At 67.4% G+C, this 16,599-nt stretch carries 11 protein-coding genes and 1 riboswitch; of the genes, 5 read left to right on the top strand and 6 right to left on the bottom strand.

Annotated features, from left to right (window positions below):
* Positions 1-94: 94 nt before the first annotated feature.
* Positions 95-2,965 carry an aminomethyl-transferring glycine dehydrogenase gene (gene gcvP, locus NJD74_RS01825; RefSeq protein ID WP_319623540.1) on the bottom strand — a complete coding sequence of 957 codons (2,871 nt, stop codon included), beginning with the start codon at positions 2,963-2,965 and terminating at the stop codon, positions 95-97.
* 97 nt (positions 2,966-3,062) lie between these two features.
* A riboswitch (glycine riboswitch) is annotated at positions 3,063-3,164 on the bottom strand.
* 293 nt (positions 3,165-3,457) lie between these two features.
* Between gcvP and NJD74_RS01830 the strand changes: the two genes are divergently transcribed.
* The 3 genes from NJD74_RS01830 to NJD74_RS01840 all read left to right on the top strand — a co-directional run bounded on the left by NJD74_RS01830 (position 3,458) and on the right by NJD74_RS01840 (position 6,199).
* Positions 3,458-4,681: a multidrug effflux MFS transporter gene (locus tag NJD74_RS01830; RefSeq protein ID WP_070470415.1), complete on the top strand. Its 1,224-nt coding sequence runs from the start codon at positions 3,458-3,460 to the stop codon at positions 4,679-4,681.
* Positions 4,682-4,838: 157 nt separating this feature from the next.
* Positions 4,839-5,732, top strand: a complete 894-nt coding sequence (locus NJD74_RS01835; protein ID WP_070470414.1) for a siderophore-interacting protein — start codon at positions 4,839-4,841, stop codon at positions 5,730-5,732.
* Positions 5,733-5,812: 80 nt separating this feature from the next.
* Positions 5,813-6,199 (top strand): hypothetical protein, encoded by a 387-nt coding sequence (locus NJD74_RS01840; protein ID WP_070470412.1) that lies wholly within the window; start codon positions 5,813-5,815, stop codon positions 6,197-6,199.
* A gap of 40 nt (positions 6,200-6,239) precedes the next feature.
* Here NJD74_RS01840 and NJD74_RS01845 read toward each other — a convergent pair whose 3' ends face one another.
* The 5 genes from NJD74_RS01845 to NJD74_RS01865 all read right to left on the bottom strand — a co-directional run bounded on the left by NJD74_RS01845 (position 6,240) and on the right by NJD74_RS01865 (position 14,441).
* Positions 6,240-7,769, bottom strand: a complete 1,530-nt coding sequence (locus NJD74_RS01845; protein ID WP_217350007.1) for a glycoside hydrolase family 19 protein — start codon at positions 7,767-7,769, stop codon at positions 6,240-6,242.
* 271 nt (positions 7,770-8,040) lie between these two features.
* Positions 8,041-10,035 carry a M2 family metallopeptidase gene (locus tag NJD74_RS01850; protein ID WP_070470408.1) on the bottom strand — a complete coding sequence of 665 codons (1,995 nt, stop codon included), beginning with the start codon at positions 10,033-10,035 and terminating at the stop codon, positions 8,041-8,043.
* A gap of 175 nt (positions 10,036-10,210) precedes the next feature.
* Positions 10,211-11,863 (bottom strand): phosphoethanolamine--lipid A transferase, encoded by a 1,653-nt coding sequence (locus NJD74_RS01855; protein WP_319623541.1) that lies wholly within the window; start codon positions 11,861-11,863, stop codon positions 10,211-10,213.
* Positions 11,860-12,630, bottom strand: a complete 771-nt coding sequence (locus tag NJD74_RS01860; protein WP_319623542.1) for a phosphatase PAP2 family protein — start codon at positions 12,628-12,630, stop codon at positions 11,860-11,862. The genes NJD74_RS01855 and NJD74_RS01860 overlap by 4 nt, the downstream gene beginning before the upstream one ends.
* A gap of 101 nt (positions 12,631-12,731) precedes the next feature.
* Positions 12,732-14,441 carry a glycosyltransferase family 39 protein gene (locus NJD74_RS01865; RefSeq protein ID WP_319623543.1) on the bottom strand — a complete coding sequence of 570 codons (1,710 nt, stop codon included), beginning with the start codon at positions 14,439-14,441 and terminating at the stop codon, positions 12,732-12,734.
* 130 nt (positions 14,442-14,571) lie between these two features.
* Here NJD74_RS01865 and NJD74_RS01870 point away from each other — a divergent pair, with 130 nt between their 5' ends.
* Both NJD74_RS01870 and NJD74_RS01875 read left to right on the top strand, forming a co-directional pair.
* Positions 14,572-15,273 carry a response regulator transcription factor gene (locus NJD74_RS01870; RefSeq protein ID WP_319623544.1) on the top strand — a complete coding sequence of 234 codons (702 nt, stop codon included), beginning with the start codon at positions 14,572-14,574 and terminating at the stop codon, positions 15,271-15,273.
* On the top strand, positions 15,260-16,591 hold the full coding sequence (locus NJD74_RS01875) for a HAMP domain-containing sensor histidine kinase (RefSeq protein WP_319623545.1): 1,332 nt from the start codon (positions 15,260-15,262) through the stop codon (positions 16,589-16,591). The genes NJD74_RS01870 and NJD74_RS01875 overlap by 14 nt, the downstream gene beginning before the upstream one ends.
* Positions 16,592-16,599: the final 8 nt, after the last annotated feature.

Here is a 16,599-nt window from a genome sequence, read left to right on the forward strand (position 1 = left end):
GGGCCGTTTTCATTCCAGATGCATGCCGATCAAGGTAGGTACCGACCGTTGGTCGGTACGCCTGTCAGGCATCGTGCCGACCATCGGTCGACACCTACATCTCCACGCCCTCGTCTTCCTTGTACGCATCGACCGGGATGCAGGCGCACATCACGTTCTTGTCGCCGTACACGTTGTCCACGCGCGCCACCGGCGGCCAGTACTTCTGCTGGCGCAGGCTGGCCAGCGGGAAGGCCGCCAGCTCGCGCGGGTAGGCGTGGGCCCACTCGCTGGCCGACACCACCGCAGCGGTATGCGGGGCGTGCTTGAGCGGGTTGTCCTCGCTGTCCAGGCGGCCGTCTTCGATCGCGGCGATCTCTTCGCGGATCTGGATCATCGCGTTGATGAAGCGATCCAGTTCGTGCAGCGATTCGCTTTCGGTCGGCTCCACCATCAGCGTGCCGGCGACCGGGAAGCTCAGGGTCGGGGCGTGGAAGCCGAAGTCGATCAGGCGCTTGGCCACGTCCTCGGCGCCGATGCCGGAGGTCTTCTCCAGCGGACGCACGTCCAGGATGCACTCGTGCGCCACCAGGCCGTTGCGGCCGGTGTACAGGGTCTTGAAGTGCGGGGCCAGGCGCTTGGCGATGTAGTTGGCGTTGAGCAGCGCGACTTGGGTCGCCTTGCGCAGGCCGGCGGTGCCCATCAGCGTGATGTACATCCAGCTGATCGGCAGGATCGAGGCGCTGCCGAAGCTGGCCGCGCTGACCATGCCCACATCGCCTTCGCCGCCAAGCACCTTCGGCAGGAACGGGGCGAGGTGCGACTTGACCGCGCACGGGCCCACGCCCGGGCCGCCGCCGCCGTGCGGAATGCAGAAGGTCTTGTGCAGGTTCAGGTGCGACACGTCCGAGCCCCACTTGCCGGGCTTGGCCACGCCGACCAGGGCGTTCATGTTGGCGCCGTCGGTGTACACCTGGCCGCCGTGCTTGTGCACGATCTCGCAGATTTCCACCACTTCTTCCTCGAACACGCCATGCGTGGAGGGATAGGTGATCATCAACGCGGCCAGGCGGTCGCTGTACTTCTCCGCATTGACGCGGATGTCGTCCAGGTCGACGTTGCCGTTGGCATCGGTCTTGGTCACCACGACCTTCATGCCGCACATCTGTGCCGAGGCCGGGTTGGTGCCGTGCGCCGAATCCGGGATCAGGCAGACGTCGCGATGGCCTTCGCCGCGCGAGCGGTGGTAGGCGCGGATCGCCAGCAGGCCGGCGTACTCGCCCTGCGCACCGGAGTTCGGCTGCAGGCTGACCGCGTCATAGCCGGTGCATTCCACCAGCATCGCTTCCAGGCCGTCGATCAGTTCCTTGTAGCCGGTGGCCTGGTCGGCCGGGGCCAGCGGATGGATGTTGGCGAACTCCGGCCAGGTCACCGGAATCATCTCGGCGGTGGCGTTGAGCTTCATGGTGCAGCTGCCCAGCGGGATCATGGTGCGATCCATCGCCAGGTCCTTGTCCGCCAGCGAACGCAGGTAACGCAGCAGTTCGTGCTCGCTGTGGTGGGTGTTGAACACCGGGTGGGTCAGGAATTCGCTGGTACGCACCAGGCCGGCCGGCAGCGCGTCGGCGGTGGCGGCGTCGAGGGCATCGACATCCACCGTGGCACCGAACAGCTGGCCGAGCGCGACGATGTCGGCGCGGGTGGTGGTTTCATCCAGGCTGATGCCGACCGCGTCGCTGTCGATCGCGCGCAGGTTGATGCGCGCCGCGGCGGCCTTGGCGTGGATCGCCTTGGCATCGACATCCTTGACGTGGAGGGTGTCGAAGAAGTGCTCGCCGACGTTGACGCCGGCAGCGCGCAGCGCACTGGCCAGGATCGCGGCCAGGCGATGGGTGCGGCGGGCGATGCGGGTCAGCCCTTCCGGACCGTGGTACACCGCATACATCGACGCCATCACCGCCAGCAGCACCTGGGCGGTACAGATGTTGGAGGTCGCCTTCTCGCGGCGGATGTGCTGCTCGCGGGTCTGCAGGGTCAGGCGGTAAGCGGCATTGCCCTGCGCATCGACCGAGACGCCGATCAGGCGGCCCGGCATCGAGCGCTTGTACGCATCGCGGCAGGCCATGAAGGCGGCATGCGGGCCGCCGAAGCCGAACGGCACGCCGAAGCGCTGCGAGTTGCCGACCACAATGTCCGCGCCCCATTCGCCGGGGGCGGCGATCAGGGTCAGTGCGAGCAGGTCGGTGGCCACCGCGACCAGGCCGCCGCGCGCATGCACGGCATCGGCCAGCGCCTTGTAGTCGCCGATATGGCCGAAGGTGTCCGGGTACTGCAGCAGCACGCCGTAGGCTTCGGCTTCCATCGCCTCGGCCGGGGTGCCCACGCGCAGCACGATGCCCATCGGCTCGGCGCGGGTGCGCAGCAGTTCCAGCGTCTGCGGGTGCACCGCGTCGTGCACGAAGAAGGTATCGGACTTGCTCTTGGCCGAGCGCTTGGCCAGCGTCATCGCTTCGGCGGCGGCGGTGGCTTCATCGAGCAGCGAGGCGTTGGCGATCTCCATGCCGGTCAGGTCGGCGCACAGGGTCTGGAAGTTGATCAGCGCTTCCATGCGGCCCTGCGAGATCTCGGCCTGGTACGGGGTGTAGGCGGTGTACCACGCCGGGTTTTCCAGCACGTTGCGCAGGATGACGTTCGGGGTGAGCGTGCCGTAGTAGCCCTGGCCGATGAAGGTGCGGAACACCTGGTTCTTGTCGGCGATGGCGCGGATCTTGGCCAGTGCCTGCACTTCGGTCAGCGACTCGGGCAGGTCCAGCGGCGCCGGCGACTTGATCCCGGCCGGGACGATCGCATCGGTCAGCGCGTCCAGCGAGGCGTGGCCGACCACGTCGAGCATCTGCGCGATTTCGGCGTCGTTGGGGCCGATGTGGCGTTCGACGAACGCGTGGCTGTGTTCAAGCTCGCGCAGGGAGGGAGTGTTCTGGGACATGGCTGGCATCTCGGAGAGTGGGCACGCACGTTCGGAAGGCGGCCGGGCCAGGGCGCGTCGCGGGCGACAGCGATCCACCGGACCTTGCGGTCTTCCTGGGTGCCCCTCTGTCCTTTTGCCTGAGAGTTTAAAAGCGCGCATCGGCGTGCTTCGTGCCCCTTCGGCGCCGGCACTCGCCGGTCTCTCCAGAGTTTTGGTACGGGTGGTATCGGGCCTGAGCGATTACGGGCGTTGCGCCTTCGGCAGCGGGTGCTTCAAAACAAAGCGCCGCTTCTCCCACCATGTAGCCCGGCGATTATAGCCCAGCGCTTCCACTCGCTGGGCCTTTCCAGCACCTGAATACGGGGACGCACGGACCCCGGAAACCGCGCTTGGCCATGGTGCCGGGGGCGGCAAAGGCCTATGATCACCGGATCCTCGTATTCATTTGGCGCCGCCCGTTCCGGGCTGGCGCCCGCCGTGCATTGCGCATGGCCGCTGACGGAAGCCCGCATGACGCCCGCCTCGCCCTCGACCCGCCGCCTGGCCCTGCTGCTCGCAGGCCTGGCGATGTTCGGTCCGTTCTCGATCGACACCATTTTCCCGGCGTTCCTGCTGCTGGGCGACCGCATGCAGGTGGACCAGGTCGCGGTGCAGCAGACCATCAGCGTGTACCTGCTGTTCTACGGGCTGATGAGCCTGGCGCACGGCCCGCTGTCGGATGCGTTCGGCCGGCGCCGGGTGATCATCGGCGGGCTGGTGTTGTTCATCGGCGCCTCGATCGGGTGCGCGCTCTCACGGGACATGACCACGCTGCTGGTCTTCCGTGCCCTGCAGGGCGTGACCGCCGGCGTGGGCGTGATCGTCGGCCGTGCGGTGATCCGCGATCTGTACCACGGTGCCGACGCGCAGCGACTGATGAGCCAGGTCTCGATGATCTTCGGCGTCGCGCCGGCGATCGCGCCGATCATCGGCGGTTGGATCCTGCTCGGTGGCGGCGACTGGCCGCTGATTTTCTGGTTCCTGGTGCTGTTCGGCGTGGTGCTGCTGCTGGCCACCGGCAAGTGGCTGCCCGAAACCCATCCGGTCGAGGCCCGCACACCGCTGTCGATGCGCGCGCTGCTGCGCAGCTATGCCCGCATGGGCTCCAACCCGCGCCTGCTCCGTCTGGCCGCGGCCGGCGCCTTCAACTTCTCCGGCATCTTCCTGTACATCGCCTCCGCGCCGGTGTTCGTGATGCAGCACCTGCAGCTGGGCGAGGGCGGCTTTGCGTGGTTGTTCATTCCCACCATCGGCGGCATGACGGTCGGTTCGTTCCTGTCCGGCCGCATGGCCGGGCGGATCGTGCCGCAGCGGCAGATCGCGATCGGTTTCGGGCTGTGTGCGGTCTCGGCGCTGTTGAACGTCGGTTACGTGGTGTCGGTGCCGCAGATCGCGCTGCCTTGGGCAGTGATGCCGATCTTCCTTGGCGGTGTCGGCATGGCGCTGATCTTCCCGATCCTGGCGCTGGCCGTGCTGGACATGTATCCGCATCAGCGCGGCCTGGCCTCGTCCATGCAGATGTTCATCCAGCTGATGATCAACACCGTGGTGGCCGGCGTGGTCTCGCCGATGCTCAGCAGCAACCCGCTGCATCTGGCCCTGGGCTACGCAGGCTTCTTCGCCATCGGCGGCAGCTTCTGGTACTGGGAGCGGCACTGCGAACGCCGCCGCGACCTGCTCACGCCGATCGAGTGAGCCACACGCACGCCCCGCCTGCACAGAATGCAGGCGTGGCGGCATTGCCATTGTGCGACTGCGGCGTATCCTGTGCCTTCGCCAGCCAGTTCGTGCTCCACGACAGCCAATACGCTCCCCTGCGGACGCCGCGTCCGCCGCAATTCAGGGTGATTGCATGGCTGCCCAGCAGACCTACCGCCTGTTCGATGTCGCGCTCAAGCAGCGCACTGTTCTCTCTCCGTCGCTGACCCGCATGGTCTTCGCTGCGCCCGATGTGGCCAACATGAAGACCGACGGGCCGGATCAGCGCATCAAGGTGTTCTTCCCGCTCGCCGGCCAGGCAGCCCCCGAGGTGCCGCAGGGCGAGGACTGGTACGCGCGTTATCGCGCGCTGCCCGACACAGAGCGTGCGCCGATGCGCACCTACACCCTCCGTGCGCTGCGCCCTGACGTGGGCGAAGTTGATATCGATTTCGTGCTGCACGGCGAGACCGGCCCCGCCTCGCGCTGGGCCATGCAGGCACGTGTCGGCGAACGGGTCGGCCTGCTGGCGCCGGATGCGCGGGTTGAAGCCAGCAGCGAGGGCTACGAGTGGAAGCCGCCGGCGCAGGTGAAGCGCGTGCTGTTGGTGGCCGATGACACTGCGCTGCCAGCCGTGGCCGGCATTCTGGAAGGCCTGGCGCAGTGGCCGCAGCCGCCGGAGGTGCAGGCCTTCCTGGAGGTGGAGCACGAAGCGGATGTGCTGCCGCTGCAGGCACCGCCCGGTGCGCAGCTGTTCTGGCTGGCCCGCGAGGGCGCCGCGCATGGTCAGCGGCTGCAGGACGCGGTACGGGCCCGGATCGGTCCCTACGGTCCGCGCGATGGTGAGCAGGAACTGGCCGAGATCGACATCGATCAGGACATCCTGTGGGAGCAGGCCAGTGCAACGGGTGGCGGGCTGTATGCCTGGGTCGCCGGCGAGGCCGGCGCGGTGATGGCGATCCGCCGGCACCTGGTGAAGACCTGTGGGATCGACCGCCAGGCCATCACCTTCATGGGCTATTGGCGGCACGGCAAGGTCCTGGATTGAGCCGGCCGCAGCCGCTTCAGAACGGGCCCGCCGGGGCCCGTGCGGTATCCTTGGCGCTTTGCCGCAGTCCGGATTTCCCCATGTCGACCACCTCCAAGCTGCGCCGCGACATCCGCCGGCGCCGTGAAACCCAGGCCGCCAACCGTGAGCAGGCCAACGCCACGCCGGTTGAGCCGCATGCCGAGCTGCGCGACCAGCAGCGCACGCTGCTGGCCGGCATTGTCCGCCGGGATGGTGAGTGGGTGCTGGGCATGGACGGCCGTATCGCCGGCCAGACCCCCAGTGCAGCGCGGGTGCTGGCCCTGATCATGCAGGCCGCTGAACTGCACGAACGCCAGGGCACCCCGGTGCGTCTGGTGTATTCGGACGCGCTCAAAGACGCGGCGCACGCCGAAGCCAAGGCCGACGGCATGGACTTCGAGCAGTTCAAAGTGGAACTGGCCGCCCAGCTGAAGCCGGCGTCCTGAAACAACACGGGGCGGCGCACCCGCGCCGCCCCGTCGTCCCTCAGCGACCGCGCAGGTCGTCGATCACGTCCACGTTATCGAACTTGTCGATGACGCATTTCACGTAATCGGCGGGCTTGAGCGCCGAATACGGCGTCTGGTAGGTCACCAGCTTGCACTGGTAGCTCTTGCCGCCGACGTTGCCTTCGTGCCAATCGTAGTTTTCTTCCCAGTAGATCGGCAGAGCGCCAGCGCCGCCCTCATCGAACTGCTTCATGCCTTTGCAGCCCAGCACTTCATTGCCCGGCACCGGGACGTTGAAGTGAGCCGCCGCGGCCCGGTAGTACGTGATCCGGTTCTGCGACTGCAGGTGCTCAGTGCTGCCACCGCATTCCACACCACCGTTGATGATCTGCGTGGTCACCCCGAAGCCGGGCACCAGACCATTGGCGAGGTCGCGTGCGTTGGGCTGCCAGGTGCCGTCGATCACATGCATCATCGAGGGCTTGGGCGGCTGCGGATACATGTAGAAGAACGCGGCGCTGGCCAGGTTCAACCAGGTATCGGCGACCAGCTCGGGCTGGTCGAGCAGGGTGCGCACGGTGCCGAACATCGCATCGGAGAACGGTCCGTAGTTGTAGTTGTAGGACAGCTGCTTGGCGCCCCGCCCGAAGTAGCTCTTGAAGCGACCGGCGTGAGGGCCGCTCTCGAACACACCACACGGCCAGGTCTGGCCCTGCCAGGTGGCCGGGTTGCATTCGCCTGCGTAGCCATCGGGCGTTTCCTCGCTCCACCCCATCTCGCGGACGTGCACCAGCGCCTGGCGCCACTCGGGAATCGGGCTGTGCGCATCGTGGCCGCCCGTCTCCTGCGCGAAGTGCGCCACCATTGTTGCCAACGTCCTGCGGCAGATGGCGTCGGCATCGCGGCCATCGGTGTAGGAGGCGCAGATCGCCGGGAACTTGGCGAACGCCTGCAGGAAGCCCCGGTAGGTGTACTCCGGGGCCCGCATCGGGAAGAGGTCGTCGAACTGCGCGGCATCCAGCAGCGCTTCGACCCGGCGCACGTTCTCGGGGTTGGCCGCGCGCAGTGGCTCGACGGCCTGGACCTGGGTGTTGGGCAAGGTACGAATCGATGCCAGCGTCTGCTGCATCAACGGGAAGTCGGTGAGGCGGGCCTCGTCGGCCAGCAGCTGGCTCAGCGGGATCTCGACCGGGTCAAGCGGATCGGGGCCGCCGGGGCCCGGACCGCCGGTGTCATCGTCACAGCCGGGTGCGGTTTCGGCAATCTCTTCCCAAGGCGAGAGCCATGGTTGGGCCGGGTCGATGGCCGCGGGCGATTCGCCGACGTTGGCCCACCATTTCGCCTTGAAATAGCGCGACTGGAAGATCACCACGCAGCCGGCGACGTAGGTCTGGGTCGGGTCGTAGGTATCGCTGGCGGCGGGCATGGCGGCGGTGCGCAGCGGTGGACGGGAGTCGGCATCCGCCGAGGCGGACCGGGTGACGGCGAAGGCGGCGTTGCTGCCGTGGGCCGTGGCGCAGCCAAGTACGGCCAGCACCGCAGCGGCCAGAAGGGTGTGACGGGTCATGGGCAATCCAGCGCAAGGGAACGAGCACTGACCGTAACGCTCACACACCGGCATCACGTGTCGCGTTCTGCATGACGTTGTGGAAGCTTGAACTGCATCGGACCTGTCTATCGCATTGGATCACTTTTTCACGCAATGCTTGTCGAGAGGCCCGCGCGCACGGACTGTGAACCGGCTCACGCGCTGCGCGGAAGAGCGGACGGGGCGGAAGCAAAGAAAAAGGCCGACATCGCTGTCGGCCTTTTCCTGATTGCCAGGGTTGCGCGTTGGATTACTGCTTGGTCGTTGCCGGCGCCGCCGTGGCCGCAGCCGTCGTGCTGGCCGGCAGCTGCCAGCCACACATCTGGCCCTGGTTCTGCTGCTTGAGCCACTCGTTGACCGGGGTGAAGTACTCGATCATCGGGCCGGCATCGAGTTTGTCGCCGCCGGTGATTTCCTTCAGCGTCGCCTGCCACGGCTGGCTGGCGCCCTTGCTCAGCATCGCCCAGAACTTCTGGCCGGCTTCCTTGTTGCCGTAGAAGCTGCACTGGTGCAGCGGCCCCTTGTAACCGGAGGCATCGCACAGGCCCTTGTAGAACTGGAACTGCAGGATGCGCGCCAGGAAGTAGCGGGTGTACGGGGTGTTGCCCGGCACGTGGTACTTGGCGCCCGCGTCGAAGAATTCCTCACCGCGCGCGCTGGCCGGGGCCACGCCCTGGTACTTGGCCTTCAGGTCCCACCACGCCTGGTTGTAGTGGTCCGGGGTGATCGAGCCGTCGAACACGCCCCAGCGCCAGCGATCGATCATCAGGCCGAACGGCAGGAACGACACGCCGCTCAGGGCCATGCGCATCTGCGCGTTGATGGTCGCCTCACGGCTTTCCTGCGGCGTGTCGACCAGGCCGATCGAGTTCAGGTACTGCGGGGTCATCGCCAGCACGATGGTGTCGCCGATCGCTTCGTGGAAGCCATCGTTGGCACCGCCCTGGAACAACGGCGGCAGCGGGTTGTAGGCCAGGTCGTAATAGATGTGGCCCAGCTCGTGGTAGATCGTGGTGAAGTTCTCTTCGTTCGGCTTGATGCACATCTTGGTGCGCACGTCGCCGTCCATGTTCATGTCCCACGCGCTGGCGTGGCAGACCACGTCACGGTCCAGCGGCTTGATGAACTGGGTCTTGTCCCAGTACGACTTCGGCAGCGCCGGCATGCCCAGCGAGACGTAGAAATCCTGCGCGCGCTCGGTCATCTGCTTGGCGGTGCGCAGTTCGGCCTCACGCTGCGCCTTGTACAGCGCTTCGACGTTGGCACCGCTGCCGGCCTTGGCCAGGGCGCCACTCAGGTTGGTCTGGTACTGCTTTTCCAGCGCGGCGGTGATGTCCAGGTTGCCGGCACCGGGATACGGTTCCAACTGGTCCCACAGGTTGGACCAGTCCTGCTGCCACATGTTGCCGGTGAGGTGCGCGGCGATCAGGCCGCCATTGACCTCGGCCTTGTCCTTGCCATAGGTCGCATCGAGCTTGGTGCGTGCGTAGCAGTGCAGCTGCTCGTACATCGGCTTGACCTGGTCCCACAGCCGGTCGGTTTCCGGGCCGATCTGGTCGGCGGGCATGTCATAGCCGCTGCGCCACATCTGGCCGGCATCGGCGAAGCCCATTTCCTTGGCGCCTTCGTTGACCAGGCTGACGAAGCGCTCGTAGTCGGCGCGCATCGGCTTGGTGGTGCCATGCCAGCCCTGCCAGGCGTCGAGCTGCTTGTCGTAGTCGCGGCTGCGGGCCAGCACCTGCTCCAGGTCGCCGAGCTGGCGGCAGCTCTGCGGGTTGGCTTCGTCGGTGCAGTACTTGCCCGAGCCATAGGCGCCTTCCATGCGGCTGGCGATGCGGGTCAGCTCGGAGAGCTTGGCCGGGTCGCGCGGGGCGGGCATGGAGGTCATCAGCTTGAGCAGGTGGATCTGGCGCTTGGTGTCTTCGCTCATCGGCTGGCCGTCGTACTGGCCGGCCTGGGCGATCCAGCCATTGAGCACGGTCAGCCAGCGTTCGTTGGCCTTGGCCGCGACGCGCTCGGAATCGTCATTGATGTAGGTCGAAGACAGCCACTGGGCCGAGGTCATTTCCGGGTACATGGCTTTGTACTCGGCGTTGACGCGGGCGATGAACTGGTCCGCGGTTTCCTTGGACTGGGTGGTGCCCGTGGCCGGTGCATCGGTGGGGGACGGTTCCTTCTGGCAGGCCGCCAGCGTCAGTGCGGCAGCACTGACTGCCAGGGCCAGCAGGAGCGGGCGGTGGTTCACGGGCACATCCTTGGGTGGTGACAGACCGGCGAAGGCTAGTGAAGCGCCGGGCACACCGCAAGGGGCAAGGCAGCACGGTCCCGCCACGGTATGGCCTGCCTCGCCTCAACTGGAAGGCGAAAAGCGGGCGATTTTCCGCCCCGGACGCTGGACCATCACCAAAGCGCGGACGTCCTCAAACCTCGCACCCAGCAAACAGATCCCGGTCACGCTCATACACCGATGTCTTGACCTGCATCAGCCCCAGCACCGACGGAAACAGATTGTCGTGGTCGGTGTACTTGCCCGCGCGCGCCCGCACGCAGGCCAGGTTGAGCCCGCGGTTGGCCGCGAACGAGGGCGAGAACCACATCGTCATCGGTACCCGGGTCTGTTCCTGCGGGGCGATCGCGTAGGGCACGCCATGCAGGTAAAGGCCTTTCTCGCCAAGCGACTCGCCGTGATCGGAGAGATAGATCATCGCCGTGTCGTAGTCGTCCATGCCCTTCAGTGTGCCGATCGTGCGCGAGAGCAGGTGATCGGTGTACAGCAGCGCATTGTCGTAACTGTTGGTGATCTGCTCGCGGCTGCACTTGCCCAGGTCCGGCGTATCGCAGGTCGGGGTGAAGCGGCGGAAGCGCGCCGGATAGCGTTCGAAGTAACTCGGCCCATGGTTGCCCAGCTGGTGCAGGACCACCACGCGGTCACCGGGCCTGGCGCGGACCTGGGTGGCCAGATCGTCGATCAGGATCTCGTCCATGCAGCGCCCGTTGGCGCACAGCGTCGGGTGTTTGGCATCATCCAGCGGCTGCATTTCCAGGCCCTCGCACACGCCCTTGCAACCGGATTGGTTGTCGCGCCACAGCGTGGCGATGCCGGCGTGGTCCAGCGCGTGCAGCAGTGACTGGTGCGCGCGGATCTTTTTCTCGTCGTAGTCGTGGCGTCCGTAGGGCGAGAACAGGCAGGGCAGGGAGACTTCGGTGCTGGTGCCGCACGAATGCATGTCCGGGAAGTTGATCACCCCGGCCTGGACCAGTTCCGGCGTGGTCTGTCTGGCATAGCCGTTGAGGCCCCAGTTCTGCGCGCGCGCGGTTTCGCCCATCACGATCACCAGCAGGCGCGGGCGGCTGCCGGCTGCACGCGGGGTGGCCTTGGCATCGGTGCCGATCGGCAGTTTCGGAGCGCGCTGGATCGGGTTGTCGCCGCGCAGCGCCTTGGGCAGGCCGAGCAGGAAGTTGCCCGGCGTGGCCAGATAGCGCACCTCGCGCTGGTTGCGCATCAGCGAGGACATCTCCTGGAAGGACAGCATCGCCCCGCCGAAGGCAATCAGGGCCGAGAGCAGCAGGAAACCGAGGCGCCACAGCAGGGCCCTGCCCAGCGTGCGCCGGCGCAGCTGCACGCGCCACAGCAGCAGCATCGGCGCCAGGGCCAACAGCAGCAGTGGGGCGATCAAGGTGGGCGTGATCAGCTCGCGGCTTTCCCTGTGGTCGGTGGCCAGCACGTTGCGCAGCATGTCCGCATCCAGATAGATGTGGTAACTGCTCATGTAGTGCGCGGCCAGCGCCGTACCGATCAGCAGCACGCTGAGCACCACCTTGGCGTTCCAGCGCCACACCAGCAGCCCCATCAGCAGACAGTGCGCGCCGACCAGGAACAGCAACAGCGAGACGGCGAAGCCGACGCTGCCCGGGTGCGTGGCCATCGCGCTGTGCCAGAACAGGCCGTTGCAGGCCACCGCGAAGAACACGCTGGTGAGCAGGATCAGGGTTTCGGTGGTGCACTGCGGGCGCCAGCCACGCAGGGTGGCCAGCGCAGGGAAGCGCGAGGCGCGCGGAAGGGTGGTGCTCATGCCGCTTCTCCCTGCGCGCTGACCGGTGCAGTGCTGCGTTCGCGCAGCCGCCCCGGTTCGATCAGCAGGTACAGGCCAAGCGAGACCGCCCAGCAGGTGGCCAACGTCCACAGGTCATGCGACAGAAAGTGCGCGCCACGCAGCTGCTGCGAAACCCCGAACAGGCCGCCAGCCAGCAGGCCGACCGCCAGACCGCCCCAGCGCCAGGCAGGGCGCATCATCAGGGCGACGAAGTACAGGCTGACCCATGCAAACCCCGCGCTGGAATGCCCGCCCGGAAAACACACCCCGCGCGGCATCCCCGCTGGGCGTGTGGCGAACAGGCCGATGAACTCGCGGCTGCCGCCATAGCGGGCCAGATCCCACGGGCAATCCATGTTGGTCAGTGACTTGAGCAGCGAGACCACGCCGGTGCCCAGTGCGACCGCGAGCACGAGGTACAGCAGCGGCCAGCGCCACGCGGCGGCCCGTTCGCTGCGCCAGGCGTGGAAGCACAGCATGATCGCCACCAGCGCCGCTGCACTGCTGGCCCATTTGCCGGCCTGGTGGATCAGGTGGGTGGTGACCCAGGCATTCTGCAGCGCCCACTGCTGCCCTTCGAGTCGATAGAGCTGATCGGCCAGCCACTGGTCGCCACCGGCGCCCATCAGCACCGCGCTGGCCAACAGTGTCACGGCCAGCGGGAGCCAGAGATGGGCACGGAGGAAGCGCGGCGTGGTTGTGGCGGCGGGAAGGGAAGAAAGCGCAACGGTGGACGCTGGAAACATGGACGAAGAGGCCGGCGGGAGATTCCGGCGCCATGGTCGTCAGCGGAGTGTCGGAGAGTGGTCGGAGCGATGTTGGCCGCCGGTTAAGCGCGGCCTGCCGTTCAGTCTTCCTCGTCCTGCGCGGTGTCGGTGGCGGTCACGGCGGCGTGGCAGTCGGCCTGCCAGGCGGTGCCCGGGAACAGCAGCCACCGGTTGCGGTTGGCGCTGCCGATCTCGATCACCGCCGACGGGTCCACACACGGGCTGATCGCTTCATCGAGCACCAGCAGCCAGCGTTGCCGGGGCGCGTGTGACAGCCACGGGCCGGCGGCCTGCCACTGCTGGTCCCACGGGGTCTTGAAACCAAAATCGGTCACCGGGCGGTCGGCCTGCAGCAGGTTCTGTTCGCGCCAGGCGACCACGCCGAGCTCGGCCTCCGGCCCGATCCGCTTGCCGACGCGCTGCATCACGGCCGAGGCGGAACTGTACGGGTTCAGGGTTGGCATCAGGACCCAGCCGTACAGATTCCAGAGCAGGAAGGCCGCCGCGACCACCAGCGCGCCTGCCCGGTGCTGGCGCCACCACAGGGCCAGCGCCAGCAACACCACGCCGAAGGCGATCAGCCAGCCGCCAAGCACGGGCAGCAGCGTGTCGGGCATCGCGCGCCGCGCCAGCTGCACGTGCGCCCATGTGCTGGCCGACCACAACTGGGTGCCGACATACAACGCCGCCACACCGAGAACGGCGACATACGCCCACAGCAGCCAGCGCAGGCCGGCCCGGCGCAGCAGCCCGGGCAGCAGCGGGGCGGCGGCCAGGCACAACGCGGGCAGCATCGGGAAGATGTAGACCTCGCGTTTACCCGGGCTGGCACTGAAGAACACCAGCACCAGCAGCGACCACCCCAGCAGCAGCCACCAGCGTCCATCCAGGCGCTTGAGGCGGCGCCACCATGCCGGCACCAGGGCGGGCAGCAACAGGCTGCCCGGCAGCCACAAGGTCGCCATCACCTGCAGGTAGTACCAAGCCGGCTTCACGTGGTGCCATGCGTTGGCGTAGCGGGTGCCGGTCTGCTTGAACAGCAGTTCGCGTGCGTAGGCGTGCAGGGCGGGGTCAGACGAATGCAGCAGGGCAACGCCCAGCGGTGCCAGCCAGACCGCCGTGCCGAGCAGGAAGGCGGGCAGCAGCCACCACAGATCGCGGGCGGTGCCGGCCGGCAACGCCGCGCCGCGCGCGCGCCAGCGCCAGGCGGCGAACGGCAGCAGCACCAGCAGCGGCAGGAAGCCCACGCCCTTGGTCACCGTGCCCAGCCCGGCGGCGAAGCCGGCCAGCCACAGCGCGGGCCGGTTGCGGCCTTCCAGCAGGTGGCGCAGCAGCCCCCACAGCGACAGCGTGGTCATGGCCACCAGCACCATGTCGATCTGCGCCCGCTTGGCCATCAGGCCGAACTGCAGGCAGCTGAACAAGGCGAGCAGGGCCCACCACCCGACGCGGCGGTTCCACAGGCGCCGCCCCAGGTCCCAGGTCAGCCACAGGGTCAGCAGCGCCGCGAGCAGCGATGGCACCAGGAACGCGATGCTCCAGCCGCCGAACAACTGGTGGCTGGCGGCCTGCATCCACATGAACACCGGCGGCTTTTCGGCGTACAGCTCGCTGCCCCTGTGCGGCAGCAGCCATTGCCCGGACTCGACCATGGCCTGCGCGGCCAGCACGAAACGGGGTTCATCGGGCGGTGAGGGCTGGCGCAAGCCGATGCCCGCCGCCAGCGCCAGCAGCAGGGCAAGGCACACCAGCACACGCGGCCAGCGCCGCAGGAAGAGGGATTCGGTCACGCCCAAGCTCACCGGCAAAACAGCCACTGTCTCCCCGACAGCGTAGGAAAAGCGTCGTAACCACCCCATTGCGACCGGATTCCGACACGGTTCCGGCTACCATGCGCCCAACCGGTCAAGAGAGTGTCCCATGCGGTTGCTGGTCATTGAAGACAACCGTCAGCTGGTTGCCAATCTATTCGATTATTTCGAATCGCGGGGCCATGTACTGGACGTCGCACCCGATGGCGTGACCGGCCTGCACCTGGCCGTGTCGCAGCCCTATGACGCCCTGATCCTGGACTGGATGCTGCCGCGCATGGAAGGGCCCGAAGTGCTGCGCCGGCTGCGTGCCGACCACGGCTCGGAAGTGCCGGTGATCATGCTCACCGCGCGCGACGAACTCCCCGACAAGATCGCCGGCTTCCGCGCCGGCGCCGACGACTACCTGACCAAACCCTTCGCACTGCCCGAGCTGGAAATCCGGCTGGAAGCGCTGATGGTGCGCGCCAAGGGGCGCAACCCGCGCAAGGTGCTGGAAGTGGCCGACCTCAAGCTGGATCTGGCCACCCTGGAGGCGCAACGCGACGGCAAGCTGCTGCACCTGTATCCGGCCTGCCGCAAGCTGCTGGAGGTGCTGATGCGCGCCAGCCCCGGCGCGGTGACCCGCCAGCAGCTGGAATTCGCACTGTGGGGTGACGAGCTGCCCGACGGGGATCTGCTGCGCTCGCACGTGTACGAACTGCGCCGCAGCGTGGATGGCCCGTTCCAGCAGAAGCTGATCCACACCTTGCCGCGGGTCGGTTACCGCCTCGGCGTTTCCGCGGCGGGTGGTGCAGATGAAGTGGCGTAAGCGCCCGCCCACGCCATCGCCGATGCACCGGCGCATGGTGTGGTGGCTGCTGGGGTACCTGGCGCTGATTTCGCTGGCGGTGTTCAGCGTGGGCAACTACGTGCACGAACACGCCGAACACTCGGCATGGCGGGCGCTGCTCAACTCCGAGCTGGACAGCATCGTCAACCACATCGAACACGAGCCGCACTACCGCTGGCAGGATTCGGACACGCTGCGGCTGTTCTACATCAACGGCAGCCCGACGGTGCCGGAAAGCCTGCGCACGCTGCACCCGGGGCTGCACGACGGCGTGGAGGTCAACGGCCGCGCCAGCGCGGTGATGGTGCGTGAAACCACCCAGCTGGGGCGCTTGGCGCTGGTGCTGGACATCAACGATTTCCACGAGCTGGAGCAGTTCGCCACGCGCTGGGTGCTGCTGGCCGGCGTGCTGATGATCATCGTGACCGTGCTGATGGCCTCCTTCGGCGTCGGGCGGCTGGTGCGGCCGCTGAGCTCGCTGGCACGGCGCATCGACGATCTGCACCCGGGGGTGCCCGGGCAACGGGTGGAGGTGGACCCGCGCGCCAGCTCCGAGCTGTACGTGATCGCCAACGCGCTCAACGACTACCTGGCGCGCAACGAACAGTTCGTCGAGCGCGAGCGGGTCTTCATCAGCACCGCCAGCCACGAACTGCGTACGCCGATCGCGGTGATCACCGGGGCCTCGGAACTGGCGCTGGGCCAGCCGGACATTCCAGAGCGTGCGCGCCAGCAGATGCAGCGTGTGCACCGCACGGCCCAGGGGGTGGAGCAGCTGATCCAGCTGCTGCTGGTGCTCGCACGCGACCCGGCCCGGCTGGCCGCGCTCGGTGAACGCATTCCGCTCGACCTGCTGGTGCCGGACATCATTGAAGACCATCGTCATCTGATGGGCGACAAGGACCTGCACATCGAGATCGACGGCCTTGCGCGCGTGGATATCATCGCCCCGCTCGGCGTGGTCCAGGCCGCGATCGGCAATCTGCTGCGCAACGCGATCGAGAACAGCGGTCGCGGCACCATCCACATCCAGGTCTCCGGGCAGGCCGTGGTGACGCTGCAGGACCCCGGGCTGGGCATGAGCCCGGAAGAGATCGCCGCCGTACATGCACGCATGGCGCGCGGCGACCGCAACGAGCAGAGCGGCATCGGCCTGGAGCTGATCGCCCGGCTGTGCGAGCACCTGGGCTGGGCGCTGCAGATCCAGCCGTGTGTGCCGCGCGGTACCTGTGTGATCCTCGATCTGGGCGCTTCGCTGCCGGGCCGCTCTGAACGCGCATCGCTGCCCGCGTCGTGATCGGCCCG

The organism is Stenotrophomonas sp. RG-453 (assembly GCF_033843685.1).
In the GTDB taxonomy this organism is placed as follows: domain Bacteria; phylum Pseudomonadota; class Gammaproteobacteria; order Xanthomonadales; family Xanthomonadaceae; genus Stenotrophomonas; species Stenotrophomonas bentonitica_A.

Excerpts from the sequence above, each read along its gene's own strand:
- gcvP (WP_319623540.1), bottom strand. The coding sequence starts at position 2,965 with ATGTCCCAGAACACTCCCTCCCTGCGCGAGCTTGAACACAGCCACGCG.
- NJD74_RS01830 (WP_070470415.1), top strand. The coding sequence starts at position 3,458 with ATGACGCCCGCCTCGCCCTCGACCCGCCGCCTGGCCCTGCTGCTCGCA.
- NJD74_RS01835 (WP_070470414.1), top strand. The coding sequence starts at position 4,839 with ATGGCTGCCCAGCAGACCTACCGCCTGTTCGATGTCGCGCTCAAGCAG.
- NJD74_RS01840 (WP_070470412.1), top strand. The coding sequence starts at position 5,813 with ATGTCGACCACCTCCAAGCTGCGCCGCGACATCCGCCGGCGCCGTGAA.
- NJD74_RS01845 (WP_217350007.1), bottom strand. The coding sequence starts at position 7,769 with ATGACCCGTCACACCCTTCTGGCCGCTGCGGTGCTGGCCGTACTTGGC.
- NJD74_RS01855 (WP_319623541.1), bottom strand. The coding sequence starts at position 11,863 with ATGAGCACCACCCTTCCGCGCGCCTCGCGCTTCCCTGCGCTGGCCACC.
- NJD74_RS01860 (WP_319623542.1), bottom strand. The coding sequence starts at position 12,630 with ATGTTTCCAGCGTCCACCGTTGCGCTTTCTTCCCTTCCCGCCGCCACA.
- NJD74_RS01870 (WP_319623544.1), top strand. The coding sequence starts at position 14,572 with ATGCGGTTGCTGGTCATTGAAGACAACCGTCAGCTGGTTGCCAATCTA.
- NJD74_RS01875 (WP_319623545.1), top strand. The coding sequence starts at position 15,260 with ATGAAGTGGCGTAAGCGCCCGCCCACGCCATCGCCGATGCACCGGCGC.